This is a genomic window from Selenomonas sp. CM52 (assembly GCF_000292955.1).
In the GTDB taxonomy this organism is placed as follows: Bacteria; Bacillota; Negativicutes; order Selenomonadales; family Selenomonadaceae; genus Selenomonas.
In genome coordinates, this window is record NZ_ALNM01000024.1 from 1 (window position 1) to 12764 (window position 12764).

General features: G+C 60.9%; 14 protein-coding genes. 2 read left to right on the forward strand and 12 right to left on the reverse strand.

Translation table 11 applies throughout. From position 1 onward, the window contains the following. Positions 1-241 precede the first annotated feature (241 nt). The 12 genes from pilO to HMPREF1153_RS05680 form a co-directional block, all read right to left on the reverse strand. Positions 242-763 (reverse strand): type 4a pilus biogenesis protein PilO, encoded by a 522-nt coding sequence (gene pilO / locus HMPREF1153_RS05625; protein ID WP_037370004.1) that lies wholly within the window; start codon positions 761-763, stop codon positions 242-244. Between the two features lie 44 nt (positions 764-807). Further along, positions 808-1989: a PilN domain-containing protein gene (locus tag HMPREF1153_RS05630; RefSeq protein WP_232208217.1), complete on the reverse strand. Its 1182-nt coding sequence runs from the start codon at positions 1987-1989 to the stop codon at positions 808-810. Between the two features lie 21 nt (positions 1990-2010). Then, positions 2011-2484, reverse strand: coding sequence for a hypothetical protein (locus tag HMPREF1153_RS05635; RefSeq protein WP_009646003.1), 474 nt, complete (start codon positions 2482-2484; stop codon positions 2011-2013). Beyond that, entirely contained in the window at positions 2471-3112 is a 642-nt protein-coding gene (locus tag HMPREF1153_RS05640) for a hypothetical protein (RefSeq protein ID WP_232208213.1), read from the reverse strand. Before HMPREF1153_RS05640 ends, HMPREF1153_RS05635 begins: the two co-directional genes overlap by 14 nt. Further along, positions 3078-3473 (reverse strand): hypothetical protein, encoded by a 396-nt coding sequence (locus HMPREF1153_RS05645; protein ID WP_009645998.1) that lies wholly within the window; start codon positions 3471-3473, stop codon positions 3078-3080. Before HMPREF1153_RS05645 ends, HMPREF1153_RS05640 begins: the two co-directional genes overlap by 35 nt. Then, complete coding sequence (locus HMPREF1153_RS05650; protein ID WP_009645976.1) at positions 3470-3952, reverse strand: prepilin-type N-terminal cleavage/methylation domain-containing protein; 483 nt, start codon at positions 3950-3952, stop codon at positions 3470-3472. Before HMPREF1153_RS05650 ends, HMPREF1153_RS05645 begins: the two co-directional genes overlap by 4 nt. Continuing rightward, complete coding sequence (locus HMPREF1153_RS05655; protein ID WP_037370019.1) at positions 3952-4521, reverse strand: prepilin peptidase; 570 nt, start codon at positions 4519-4521, stop codon at positions 3952-3954. The genes HMPREF1153_RS05650 and HMPREF1153_RS05655 overlap by 1 nt, the downstream gene beginning before the upstream one ends. 2 nt (positions 4522-4523) lie before the next feature. Continuing rightward, on the reverse strand, positions 4524-5057 hold the full coding sequence (locus tag HMPREF1153_RS05660; protein ID WP_009645991.1) for a competence type IV pilus major pilin ComGC: 534 nt from the start codon (positions 5055-5057) through the stop codon (positions 4524-4526). A gap of 52 nt (positions 5058-5109) precedes the next feature. Continuing rightward, the gene (locus tag HMPREF1153_RS05665) at positions 5110-6303 is read right to left on the reverse strand and encodes a type II secretion system F family protein (protein ID WP_009646002.1); all 1194 of its coding nucleotides are present in this window, start codon (positions 6301-6303) and stop codon (positions 5110-5112) included. Between the two features lie 32 nt (positions 6304-6335). Beyond that, positions 6336-7385 carry a type IV pilus twitching motility protein PilT gene (locus tag HMPREF1153_RS05670; protein WP_037370010.1) on the reverse strand — a complete coding sequence of 350 codons (1050 nt, stop codon included), beginning with the start codon at positions 7383-7385 and terminating at the stop codon, positions 6336-6338. Next, positions 7372-8715: a GspE/PulE family protein gene (locus tag HMPREF1153_RS05675; protein WP_009645984.1), complete on the reverse strand. Its 1344-nt coding sequence runs from the start codon at positions 8713-8715 to the stop codon at positions 7372-7374. Before HMPREF1153_RS05675 ends, HMPREF1153_RS05670 begins: the two co-directional genes overlap by 14 nt. A gap of 227 nt (positions 8716-8942) precedes the next feature. Then, positions 8943-9833, reverse strand: coding sequence for a shikimate dehydrogenase (locus HMPREF1153_RS05680; RefSeq protein WP_037370013.1), 891 nt, complete (start codon positions 9831-9833; stop codon positions 8943-8945). Between the two features lie 267 nt (positions 9834-10100). Here HMPREF1153_RS05680 and trpD point away from each other — a divergent pair, with 267 nt between their 5' ends. Together trpD and HMPREF1153_RS05690 are read left to right on the forward strand one after the other, a co-directional pair. Continuing rightward, positions 10101-11120 (forward strand): anthranilate phosphoribosyltransferase, encoded by a 1020-nt coding sequence (trpD, locus tag HMPREF1153_RS05685; RefSeq protein ID WP_009646008.1) that lies wholly within the window; start codon positions 10101-10103, stop codon positions 11118-11120. A 169-nt stretch (positions 11121-11289) separates the two neighbouring features. Further along, positions 11290-12567: an NAD(P)/FAD-dependent oxidoreductase gene (locus HMPREF1153_RS05690; RefSeq protein WP_009645979.1), complete on the forward strand. Its 1278-nt coding sequence runs from the start codon at positions 11290-11292 to the stop codon at positions 12565-12567. The last annotated feature ends 197 nt before the right edge of the window (positions 12568-12764 follow it).

Sequence of the window (12764 nt, forward strand, 5' to 3'; positions counted from 1 at the left end):
AAATCCTCGACGTAGCACCGCTACGCCTGCGGTTTGTCTCCTTGCTGAGCCGTCCAAGAGCCAAGTCCGAAGGACGCAGGCGATTGGGCAACGGCTCGTATGCGAAAACGTCCCAAGAATGCAAGCGCGAAGCGCGTCGCATGATTGGCTGACGTTGACCGCTATAGATACAGCGCATCTGTGCAAATCTGGGCGACCTCATTTTATCAGCGCTTCCCTAAAATATCTGCTGAGGAGACGTTCATTCCTTCTCGGCAAAAATCGAAAGCCGCATCTTCACATGAAGTCTGCCGTCCTCGCTCTTGATCTCCGTGCTCTCCATGCGGACGAAGCGCTCGCTCTTTTCCAAATTCTTCAGGAAGGCGAGCAGATGAAAATAATCGCCGTCCAACTCCACATCGAGCGGCAGGCGCGAAATGCCGCCCTCCTCTTCGATCTGCCCGGGCGCGACGGCGGCGAGCGTCAGCTTCTCATGCTGCGCTTCGCGCTCCAAGAGCGCGAGGAAATCGCCCTGTCCCATGCGAGCGGGCAGGCGCTTTTCTAACGCAGAGCTGCGTGCGGCACGCGCTTTTACGCGTTCCGCCCCGTCGCCGTGCGCGTTCATGAAGTTCTGCACGGCGATGAGCGCTTCTTGTTCCTTCGCCGCTTCCTCCTCCAGTCTCGCGATTTCCGCACGCTGCGGCAAAAAGCACAGTTGGAAGAATGCCACGCAAAGAAGCAGCGCCAGCGCAAAGATTGCCGAGAGAAGCATCTTCGACCGCATTTCTTCCCCCCTCTCAGAGAATTACGGATAAATCCAGCGATTCTTCATATCTTCAATTCCAACGAAAAATAAATGAGCGAGCCTCCCGCCGCTTCCTGCTTGCGCTCCGACTTCTTCAGCACGGGAGCCGCCCGGAAGAAGCCCTTGTCCTCCTCCAACACGCGCACGAAATCCGCCAGAGCGTCGTAACTCGTCGCCGCGCCCTCAAGCTCGACCGCATGACCGTCGACAACGCGCAGTCCGCGAATCCAAGCGCCTTCGACCGTGCGCGTGCCGAAGTGTACCAAGAGGCTGCGGCACGGCAGAGCGCCTTTCGACAAGGAAATGAGCTGGCGTTCCTTTTGCGCGGCGCGTCCATCCTCCTGCGCCTCTTGCTCCATGCGTGCCCTCTCAGTGGAAAGGAGCGTCATCTCGTGCGCGGTTTTCTGCACCTCTCCCTGCAGCTCATGGATGCGCCAAGCGTTCCAGCCATAAATCGACGCCATGCAGAAGAAGAAAATGCCCGCAAGCAAGGCGGCCAGCCTGCCGAATGCCCAATCCGCCGGACGCATCGACTCGGGCAGCAGTTCCAAGTGATTTTTCTCTCGCGAAAGAAGTTCCTGCGCCGCCAGAAAAGCAGCCCCATCCTCTTCCTGCGGCAAATCGTCCGCCGCCAAATTCATTCCATCTGCGGCAAAAGTACCCGGCACTTGCCGCCCTGCCCCTGTCGGCAAGAAGCACAGGGACGCAAGGCAGAGTCCCGCATGCGAGAAAGCGCGATGAATTTCCCGCACCTTTTCGCGCGGCAAGGCCGCCAGAACGACCTCCCTCTCGCCCACGCGCCGAAAATCCAGCGAGTACGCCGCCTCCTCATGAGCATCCGGCAGACTCGCGAGCAAGTCCCAGCGCGCGGCCTCGCGCATCTCCCGCTCGGACAAAGGAGGAAACTCCCTGCTGTAGGAAAAGACCTCGTCTTCCGTCAAACAGACGGCGATGCGGCTCTTCTCCCAGCCGCGCTTGGCAAGGGCGACCTGGATGACGCCCGCCGCCGCCTGCCAAAGCGACTCCTTCGCCTCTGTCGGCGGCAAGGGAAGATGCAGCGTCTCTTCCCTGCGTTGAAATTCTTCCGTCAATGCGTTGCTTTCATGTCCTGCAAGACAGGCAAGACAGATTCCGCCATCCGTCAAAGAGACGCCCACTGCCCCGCGCTGCGGCTCGCGCAGCAGCGCACGCATCTTTCTCAGCACATTTCGCAAAGCATCGCCTCCTCACCTCTCCCAGCGCACGAATGCGAGCCGCGTCCCCTCAAGGCAGTAGAGCGCCGCCGCATACGCACGCTTGCCGGAAATCTCCACTGTCGCCTGCCGCTCGCTCCCCGCCCTCGGCCAGCTTGCCGCCGTCAGCAAATATGCCGCGCCGTCTGGCGTATCTTCTGTCGGCAAACGCTTGGCCGTCACGCGATAGAACGCGTCATTTTTTTCAAAATATCCAGATGCCGCTTCAACCTCTGCTGCCCCAGTTTCCAACGGACGACGCAAATCCGCCTCAGCTTCGAGGCGCACCGCGCCCAGCCGCACACCGCTCCGCGCGGCTTCCAGAAGGCGCGTCGTCTGCACGGCCTCCCGCGCGGCGAGACGGTTGTGCCCGGAGAGCACGAGCAGAGACGCCGTGCCCGCGAGCAGCAGCAGGACGGCGGCGAGGGCGAAGGCGGACGCCATGCCGCATTCATCAAGTCTTGCCACCTTGCGCCTCCTTCTTATCTTTCTCTTTCGGCGGCAGACAGATGTCGGTCGAAAATGTCACGCGCTTCTTCGTGCGCCGATTCTCCCCCGTGAGACTCAGGTGCAAAAGCCCCTTCTCCGGCTTGCATTGAAAATCGACGACGGCCAGATTGCCGAAGATGTTGCTGCCGCCCGTCATGGGCTGCGGCGCATAGTATCCGTGGTCTTCGCCCGATACCTTCTTGCTGATGTACGGCGGCTGTCCCTTCCTGCCCTCGCGCAGCACATAGTCCGTCGTCGATTTCTTCCCGTTGACATACCGCTCGACGTGGAGTGCATGCAGACCGCTACACTCGATGTGCGTCGCCATCGACGCATCCTGCGCGATGCGCTCAAGCGTCAGGCGCATCTCCTGCTGCAGTTCCCAGTCGCCCAGGAGCACGACATAGCTCTTGAGAAAGAACAGCCATACCGCGAAAAGGCTGACGAGCAGCACGATGTAAACGGGAAAGCTCGTCAAAAACTCCAGCAGCACGTAGCCGCCCTCCTCCTTCAAGGAGGAAGCGCAGCTCTCCCGGCACGTCCCGCACGATTTTTCCCGCACGGTTCGCCCCTTATCGTCCGCCACCGAGATGCACCGTCCTTTCAAGGGAAAGTTCCTGCACTTCCCCTTTTTCGAGCCATGTCACGCGCACACTCGCCTGGCAAACGGAAGGACTCGCCCCCGGCGCAGAAAACTTCGGCGTCAAAGTGAAATTTCTGCCATTCGCCTCGGCTTCATGCGGCTGCCGCTCGCCCAACGACGCGCCGCTTCCCTGCGTTCTTGCCTGATGCTCCATCCTTGCCAGCTCGCCTTCTGCCAAGAACATCGCGCTCGTTTCCGCCTCGCTGTGCGCCAAGAGGGCGGCAGAGCGCTCCAAAGCCGCGAGAGACGCCACGGCAAAAAGCAGCAGGAAGGCGAGCACGGCGACCTCTGCGGTGAGGAAGCCGCCCTCGTCCAGCCGCTTCATGGCAATCGCCTGCTTTCCGTGCGCACGCGCCCCGCCTCATCGATGATGACGTCGAGCGAATAGTGCGGCGACTGCAGCTCGATCGTGTGCCCCAAGGCGCTCGTCCCGCTCGGATCGCCCGACGAATCAAACGAATACGTCGCCGCAGGTTGCGCACCCGAACCGCTCGGCACGGCGTAGACGTCTTCGGGAAAGGAATGCGTCAGAACCTCTCCCGCCGCCCACGGCAGAAGGAAATAATAGCGATGCGCCTCCACGACGAGTTTCGGGCGCAGCCTCCATTCGCCCTTGCCGTCCGCCGTGCGCTCCGTGCGCGAAACCTCCTGCAGATAGCGGAAATCGCTCGCCAGAAGCGCCGCCTCGCGCTCCAAGCGCATGCGCTCCGTCACGCGCACGACGGGCACGGAAAGCACCGCAACGAGCGCGAGGACGAGGCAGACGACGAGCAGTTCCAAAAGGGTGAAGCCTTCCTCCTTCATCACAGAAGCCCTCCATAAAAGGCAAGAAGATCGTCGGCAAAAAGCAGGGAAAGAACCGCGCCCAAGGCGAGAAACGGCGCGAAGGCGATGCGCCGCCCGCGCTTTTCGCGCCCGAAGAACAGCAAGAAAGAGGCTGCGAGTCCGCCGCTGAAAAAGGCGAGGAAGAGCGCGAGCGCGACGCCCTCCAAGCCGAGCCAAAGTCCCAGCGCGAAGCCGAGCTTCACATCGCCGCCGCCCATGCCGCCGCGAGAAACAAGGCGCAGGAGGTAAAGGAAGCCGCCAGCGAGAAAAGCGGCGAACACGAAGTTTTCCGGCGGCAGAGCGCCTGAAAACAGCGAGAACGCAATGCCGATGACGCCGAACGGCAAAACGAGGCGGTCAAAAACGAGGCCGTGCCGCCAGTCGAGCAGGGAGATGCGCCAGAGAAATGCGAAGAAAAGCCAGCGCTGGAAGAACACCATGCCGAAACCGTCCATGCGCCAGAGAAACAACGCCGCACAGAGCGTCCCGCCGACAAATGCCGCCTCGCCGCAAAAGGGCAGCGGCTTCACGCGCTGAAAACCGTGCATCGTCAAGTGCCCGACGCTTCTTTCTTTTCCGCCCTGCCGAAATCCTGTACACGGTGCTCGTCCAATGTCGCCTGCGTCTCACCGTCCGAGCCTTTCGTTAACGCATAGCTCGCACCGGCTTTCTCTGGCGGTTTTCCATCGCGCAGAAAGTAGCTTCCCGACGGCGGCTTCAACGCGTCGAGATTGACGACATACTCCTTCAGCTGCTTCAATTCCGTCGGATCGACGCCCTTTTCCGCGCGGTAAAGCCCCACCGCCGTGTTGAGCGTGCTGAGGTCGGCCTGAATCTTCGACGTGTTCGCGAGCGTCATCGACTGCGAGAACTTCGGCACGGCGACGGCGGCGAGCACGCCGATGATGCAGATGACGAGGAGCATTTCAAGGAGCGTGAAGCCCTCCTCGCCTAAGGGGCGGCGCCTCTTTCGTCCGCTCCTGCATCGGCTCTCGTCCCGCGCCTCGAATGCGCCGGCCATCGCCCCTTGCCGCCCACTCTCCTTCTGCCGTATTTTCTTTTTGAGCAGCATACATCCGTACATACGACATCCCTCCCATCTCAAAATCTTCAACCGTCATACGATGCAATCCTTTTCAATAGCCGTAAGAGCCAATCATCTCCAACAATGGCAGAGCTACTGCAAGTACAACTGTTCCGACGACCGCTCCCAGAAAGAGCACGAGCAGAGGCTCCAACATCGCCTCCATGCGCTCGGCGCGCATCTCGCCCGCAAAACGGCAGAAATCCGCCGCCTTTTCGAGCATTGCCGCAAGCTCGCCCGTATGCTCGCCCGCACGCACAAGCTCCCAGACGAGCGGCGGCACGACGCTGCCCGCCAAGGCTGCGGCCAGCGTGCCGCCGCGCTCGACCTCGCGCCTCACCCTCGAAACGAGCGCGGCGAGGAAACGGTTCTGCACGACGCCTTCGGAAGCGGCCAGCGCCTCGTGCAGCGCACTGCCGCTCTCCATGAGGACGGCGAGCGTGTCGAAGAGCGTCATGAGCTCCAAGTCGAGGCGCAGCCTGCCGAAAAGCGGCAGACGCAAAAGAAGGCGGTCAGCGAAAAAATGCAGCCGCCTCTCGCGATAGAGAAGCCGAAGCGCCATGGGAAAAACGAAAAGAGCCGCAAGGACTGCGCCGCCATGCCGCTCGAAGAGACTGCCGATTCCGAGCACGAGCCGCGTCGGCAGGGGCAGCTCCACGGCAAGACCGTCGAGCATGTGGACGAAGTTCGGCAGCACGAAGAGGAAGATGAATGTCACGGCGAACGCCGCCGCCAATGCGAGCAGCGCAGGATAAACGAGCGCCGTCTGCAATTTCTCCCGCACGCGCCAGCTCTTTTCCTCCTTGTCGGCGAGACGCTTCAACAGAGGCTCCAAACTGCCGCCCGCTTCCCCCGCGCGGACGAGGGAGGAAATCGTCGGCGGGAACACCTCGCCGTGCTGCGCCATCGCCTCGGCGAGCGTCGCGCCATGCGCCATGCGCCGCGCCATATCCGAAAGCATCGCCCGCCTCTTTTGCGGCGCATCCGCCGCGAGGAGCTGCAAGCTCTCGTTCGCGGCAAGTCCCGCCGCAAGCATCAGCGCCAACTCGCGGCAGAACACCATCGCGTACTTCCGATCTGCCGCGCGGCGGCGGGCAAGATGCAGCGCAGACTTTCGCCGCAGAGCCACGGCGAAGAGTCCGTGCGCCTGGATGAGCCGCGCCGCCTCCGTGCGCGTGGCGGCTTCCACCTCGCCTCGCCGCAAGTCTCCCGCTTCCGTCCGCGCCGTATAAGAAAAGGACGCCAAATCGCCGCCTCCCTTCGCGTAAGCCCCCTGTACTAGCGCCCCTCGCCAAAGGCGTCGCCGTCGGCAAGCGCCGCCTCTGCCGCTTCGCGCGTAATCTTGCCCGTGCGAAGCAGTCCCTCGACGGACTGCGCCATCGTCTGCATGCCCTGCGCCCCGCCCGAGAGGATGGCGCCTCGGAGCTGCGCGACCCTGCCCGTGCGAATGAGGTTTCGCACGGCGGGCACGGCGACGAGCGCTTCCGCCGCCAGCACGCGCCCGCCGCCCGCCTGCGGCAGAAGCCGTTGTGAGAAAATGGCGCGAAGCACGAGCGCGAGCTGATGGCGCATCTGCTGCTCCTCGCCCGCGAACATCCCCTCGATGCGAAGGACCGCCTCCGCCGCATCCCTCGTGTGAAGCGTCGCCAGAACGAGACATCCCGACTCCGCCGCCTGCAGCGCGATGCGCACCGTTTCGCGCTCACGCATCTCTCCGATAAGGATCACGTCAGGATCTTCTCTCAAAGCATCCCGAAGCCCCGCCGGGAACGACGGAAAATCCCTGCCGAGCGTGCGCTGGCTGATGAAGCAGCACTTCGGCACGAAAGCGTACTCGACGGGATCTTCCAGCGTGATGATGTGCGCGGCGCGGCTTTTATTCATCTCCTCGATAAATGCCGCAAGCGTCGTCGACTTGCCCGCTCCCGTGCGCCCGCCGACGAGAATCAGCCCGTCTCGCGCCCGAAGAAGCGAAAAAAGCACGGGCGGCACGCCGAGGCTCGAAAGCGCCGGAATCTCTCGCGGCAGGAGGCGCACGGCAATCGCCCAAGAACCGCCCATGCCGTACACATGCGCACGACAGTGCCTCTCTTCGAGCACGAGGGAAAGATCCAGACTCTTCTCCTGCCGCAGACGCTCATGCTCCACCTCGGTCAGAATAGACGCGAGAAAATCCTGCATCTCCGTCTGCGTCAAAGAATCCTCCGATAGCGGCGTCATCTCGCCGTCGAGCCGCAGAAACGGGCGCTGCCCCGCCGCGAGATGCACGTCCGACGCCCCTCGCGCAAAGCCTTCGGCGAAGATGTCCGCCATCCTAGACGCCGCCATCGTCAACCCCTCCGCAATCCCCTCTCGCCGCTCCCGAAAAAGTTCCGGAAAAATCTGCTGCGTCCGCCTCGCCGTAGAGCACGCGCACCACCTCCGAAAGGGTCGTCTGGCCTTGCAGCGCCTTTTCTATGCCGTCCTCCGCCAGCGTCCTCATGCCCTGCCGCCTGGCAAGCTCGCGCATCTCCTCAAGCCCCGCTCTATGCACGACCGCCTGCTGCAGAGCCGCGTCGACGACGAGCAGTTCCTGCAGTGCGAGCCGCCCCGAAAAGCCCGTGCCGCCGCAAGCCGCGCATCCTGCCGCTCGCCACAGCCGTCCGGTCGACGATACCCCCTCGGCCCATGCGGGAAGCGCCTCCTCGGACGGCTCGCGGCAGTGCGGGCACAAGCGGCGCACGAGGCGCTGCGCGACGACGCCCGTCAGAGCCGCCGCGAGAAGATACGCGGGCACGCCCATGTCGAGCAGACGGAAGACCGCGCCGAGCGCGTCCTTCGTATGCAGCGTCGAAAAGAGCAGATGACCCGTCAGCGCAGCACGCACCGCCATCTCCGCCGTCTCCGCATCGCGGATCTCGCCGAGCACGATCTCGTCGATGTCCGAGCGCAGCATGGCGCGAAGCCCTGCGGCATACGTCATGCCCGTCTTCTTGTTCACCTGGATCTGATTGACGCCCTCGATGCGGTACTCGGGCGGATCTTCGATCGTCATGATGTTGCGTTCGGGCGTATTGATCTCCGAGAGAGCCGCATAGAGCGTCGTCGTCTTGCCCGAATTGACCGGTCCCGTGATCAGAACCATGCCGCCGGGCTGATGGCACAAGCGGCGGAAAAGCGTCTCATTGTGCACGGAAAATCCGAGATTCCCGACGGAAAGAAGCGCGTGCGAGCGGTTCAAGATGCGAAGAACCGCCTTCTCCCCCGCGAGGAGCGGCAAGGTCGCCAGACGAAGATCGACGGCTTCACCGCCCTCAGGCGGCACGTACGATATGCGCCCGTCCTGCGCCATGCGGCGCTCCACGCTTTCAAGATGTGCCATGACTTTCAATCGCGCAAGCAAAAACGCATGCACCTCTCGGGGGATCGGTGCATGCGTTTCCAATAAACTTCCATCAACACGGTAACGGATGCGGACGGCGCCCTCGAAAGGCTCTATGTGGATATCGCTCGCCCGCAGGCGCAGAGCCTCCGCGATCATGCGATCGACAAACTCCACGACGGGCACGCGTCCCGGCTCTCCCTGCCTCGGCAGAGCACGGCTTGCACTTCCTGTGCGCACGCTCTGTACGAGGCGATGGATCAGCCTCTGATACGAATCCTCTTCTGTCCTCTGCATCTTCGAGCCTCCAAAAGACTGCGGAATCACGGATAAATTCGGTCACCCGTCTTCACACATTCGGGCGACTTCATTGATCCGCGCTTCCCTATCCATGAACATCTTGCTTCGGCTTTCGTGCTGACTTTCTTTTCTTTATGCCTTTGTTAATTCTATGCCTTTGTTAATTTATTACAGCTTGTTTCTTCTCGCTTTATTGATTTCCTGCCTTTTATTCCGCTGCTTTGTCATTTCGTCTCTGCTTCATTCTTCGCCGCTTGCTTCTCTTTTCCTTCCAGTGCCTCGCGCAGGGCGTGCGTCATCACGGAAAAATCCGCCTCTCGTCCCGTCCACAGGCGAAACGCCGCCGCCCCCTGCCCCACGAGCATCGCCTCGCCGTTCAGCGTCGGGCAGCCCAGCGACTCCGCACGCTGCAGGAACTGCGTCCTCGCAGGCGTATAGATGATGTCGTAGAAAAACATCCGTTCATGCACTGCCTGCCAAGGGACGGGCGGCATCGCCTGCGTCTGCGGCGCCATGCCGAGCGGCGTCGTATTGACGACGAGATCCGCCTTTCTGACGGCTTCCTCGAACGCCGTCTCGTTCCAGTCGAGAGCACAGACCTCGCCGTACTGCGCAAACTCCTCAGCCAAGGGACGCGCCTTCGGGGCATTTCGCACGCCGAGCGTGACCTCAGCCGCGCCCGAGCGCAGCAAACCGTAGAGCGCCGCGCGTGCTGCGCCGCCCGCTCCCAAGAGCACGACGCGCTTTCCCTCGACGGAAAAGTCGCGTGCCGTAAGCGCACCGAGGAATCCCTCCACATCGGTGTTGAAGCCCTTGAGACGTCCCGCCTCGCACACGACCGTATTGACCGCCCCAATGGCACGCGCCGCTTCATCCACCTCATCCAGCAGAGGCAAGATCGCCGACTTGTGCGGAATCGTCACATTGAAGCCGCGAAACCCCAGCGCACGAAGGCCGCGCACGCCGTCTTCCAGCCTCTCGGGCAGGACGAGCAAGGCGACATAGGCATAATCCAGTCCCGCCGCCCGAATCGCCGCATTCTGCATCGCCGGCGAAAGCGAATGCTCGATCGGCGAGCCGATGACGGCAAGATTTTTTGTCTTCCCTGTAAACATCATTGTATTCTCCTTTATTGTAACAAGCAGCACTTTCTTCCACAATAGGGGATTTATCCTAGAATTTTTAAAATTTTCCTACTATCCGCTTGTCTGCCACTTTTCTGTTCATCGTAATCGTAGCAAGGAAACATCTTTTTGTAAAGAGCGCCTTCCTCCGCATCGCCCTTTGTTGCAAAAAACCTACCGCCATAGTATACTAAATGACATTCAACCCTGCCGTGCCAAAATGCAGGGACATATCCAACAGAAAAGGAGCGCTATGCCATGATAAAAGAAGCCATCCAAAAGATCGTCAGCAAGCACGATCTGACCTACGAAGAAGCTTACTGCGTAATGAACGAAATCATGAGCGGCAAAACGAGTCCGACTGAGAACGCCGCCTACCTCGCCGCACTCTCGACGAAGAGCGCCAAGGCTGAGACGACAGCAGAAATCGCCGGCTCTGCCGCCGCCATGCGCGAGCATGCGCTCGCCGTCGAACATCCTGGCATCGAAGTGCTTGAAATCGTCGGTACGGGCGGCGATCATGCGGGCAGCATCAACATATCGACGACGGCCTCCTTCATCATCGCCGCCGCCGGCATCGCCGTCGCCAAGCACGGCAACCGCGCAGCGTCATCGAAAAGCGGCGCCGCCGACTGCCTCGAAGCCCTCGGCGTCAACATCGACCTCGCGCCCGAAACATGCACAAAGCTTCTCAAGAGCATCGGCCTGTGCTTCATGTTCGCGCAGAAGTATCACACTTCGATGAAATACGTCGGCGCCATCCGCAAGGAACTGGGCATCCGCACCGTATTCAACATTCTCGGCCCCTTGACGAATCCCGCGCGTCCCGAGCGCATGATCCTCGGCGTCTACGATGAATATCTGCTGGAGCCGCTGACCCGCGTGCTCATCGACCTCGGCGTTCAGCGCGGCATGGTCATCTACGGCACGGACTGCCTCGACGAGATCTCCATCAGCGCCCCGACGAGGGTCTCCGAGTTCAAGGACGGCTGGTACAAGACGTATACGATCGCTCCAGAGGACTTCGACCTTGAGCGTGCCGAGAAGACGGCGATCGTCGGCGGCATGGCGAAAGAAAACGCCGCTGTGACGCGTGCTATCCTCACGGGAGTGCAAGGCGCGAAGACCGACATCGTGCTTTTGAATGCCGGCGCCGCCATCTACATCGGCGGCAAGGCCGACTCCATCAAGGAAGGCGTCGAAAAAGCCCGCGCGCTCATTGAGAGCGGTGCGGCAGAGAAGAAACTGCAGGAATTCATCGAACAGTCGAACGCCTGAGGACAGCCCCCAAGCCGCAATCTTGGGGGCTTCTTCATTCCTTTTCCGTCGCCATTTATATTAATATAAATTATTGATATGTTACATTTTCATAAAAACGATGTATAATGAAAAGCACATAAGATTCACAATGTTCCCCACAAACTTTTCTGGAAAGGCGGTATGAATCATGACGGAAAAGGCAGCGAAACCACGCATCGTCATCTTGGGCGGCGGCATTGCAGGCATACGCGCGGCGCGAAAGCTCGCGAACGAGGCGGTCGATGTCCTCATCATCGACCACAACAACTATCAGGTCTTTCAGCCGCTGCTCTATCAGGTGGCGACCTCGATGCTCTCGGCGGACGAGGTCATCTATCCGATCCGCGGCTTCTTCCGCAGCGCTTCGAACGTCAACTTCTTGCTCGCCGAAATCGAGGGAATCGACGCGGCGGCGCAGACCGTGCGCACCGACCAGGGCGAGATCGACTACGATCATCTCATCATCGCGCTCGGCTCGACGCCAAACTTCTTCGGCTCGAAAAGCATCGAGGAAAACTCCCTGCCCTTGAAGACGCTCGTCGACTCCATCGAGATTCGCAGCCACGTCCTCAAGGTCTTCGAAGAAGCCTCGCGTGAAAAGGATGCGGCAAAGCGCAAGGCTCTTCTGACCTTCGTTTTCGTCGGCGCGGGCCCCATCGGCGTCGAAGGATCGGGCGGCCTCTCAGAGCTCATCTACGACGTCTTTCAAAAGGAGTACCATACGATCGACTTCAGCGAGGTCGAAATCCATCTCATCGGCGCAGATCCCGGTGTCCTCATGATGATGCCTGAGAAGCTGCGCGACGAGACCGTGCGCGTGCTTGAAAAGAAAAAGGTCGCCGTGCAGTGCTCGATGATGGTCACGGACTACGACGGCGAAACGCTTCGCTACAAGCCCTTCAGCGCTCCCAAGGACGCGCCGCTGCAGGAAATCAAGACGCGCACCGTCGTCTGGGCGGCGGGCGTGCGCCCCGTCGACTGCCTCGACGGACTTGACGTGCAAAAAGACCGCGGCCGCCGCATCATCGTCGATGACACAATGCACGCCATAGGCTTCGAGAACGTCTACGCCGCCGGCGACTGCTCAAGCTTCACGCCACCGGGCGAAGAACGCCCACTGCCGACGCTCGCGCCCGTCGCGCTCGCTGAAGGCGACGTCGCCGCCGCCAACATCCTGCACAAGCTCAAGGGCGAGCCGCTTGAGCATCTCGACTACAAGAGCAAGGGCGTCATGGCGATCATCGGCAACAGCGAGGCCGTCATGTCTGCAGGCCCTCTCGTCGGCAGAGGCTTCCTCGCGTGGTCGGCATGGCTTTGGATTCACCTCCTGACGAAGGCGGGCTTCCATGCCAACGTCTCCGTCACGTTCAAATGGTTCTTCAACTACCTCTTCGGCACGCGTCTCGGACGCATGATCACACGCTAACCCTCATGACTCGCACACAGCCCGCCAAGGCGCAAAGCCTTGGCGGGCTGTTTTGTCAACACAAGGATATCGGTACAATCAAATTCTCCTCTTCGAGTATAATAGAATTTTATTTGGTCCGAAAACAGGATACCGGCAAGGAATTCACTTCAAGCCATGGATACATTAAGAACTCTGTCCGATATACGATCCTTTTC

Excerpts from the sequence above, each read along its gene's own strand:
- HMPREF1153_RS05650 (WP_009645976.1), bottom strand. The coding sequence starts at position 3,952 with ATGAAGGAGGAAGGCTTCACCCTTTTGGAACTGCTCGTCGTCTGCCTC.
- trpD (WP_009646008.1), top strand. The coding sequence starts at position 10,101 with ATGATAAAAGAAGCCATCCAAAAGATCGTCAGCAAGCACGATCTGACC.
- HMPREF1153_RS05645 (WP_009645998.1), bottom strand. The coding sequence starts at position 3,473 with ATGAAGCGGCTGGACGAGGGCGGCTTCCTCACCGCAGAGGTCGCCGTG.
- HMPREF1153_RS05690 (WP_009645979.1), top strand. The coding sequence starts at position 11,290 with ATGACGGAAAAGGCAGCGAAACCACGCATCGTCATCTTGGGCGGCGGC.
- HMPREF1153_RS05660 (WP_009645991.1), bottom strand. The coding sequence starts at position 5,057 with ATGTACGGATGTATGCTGCTCAAAAAGAAAATACGGCAGAAGGAGAGT.
- HMPREF1153_RS05675 (WP_009645984.1), bottom strand. The coding sequence starts at position 8,715 with ATGCAGAGGACAGAAGAGGATTCGTATCAGAGGCTGATCCATCGCCTC.
- pilO (WP_037370004.1), bottom strand. The coding sequence starts at position 763 with ATGCGGTCGAAGATGCTTCTCTCGGCAATCTTTGCGCTGGCGCTGCTT.
- HMPREF1153_RS05655 (WP_037370019.1), bottom strand. The coding sequence starts at position 4,521 with ATGCACGGTTTTCAGCGCGTGAAGCCGCTGCCCTTTTGCGGCGAGGCG.
- HMPREF1153_RS05680 (WP_037370013.1), bottom strand. The coding sequence starts at position 9,833 with ATGTTTACAGGGAAGACAAAAAATCTTGCCGTCATCGGCTCGCCGATC.
- HMPREF1153_RS05670 (WP_037370010.1), bottom strand. The coding sequence starts at position 7,385 with ATGGCGGCGTCTAGGATGGCGGACATCTTCGCCGAAGGCTTTGCGCGA.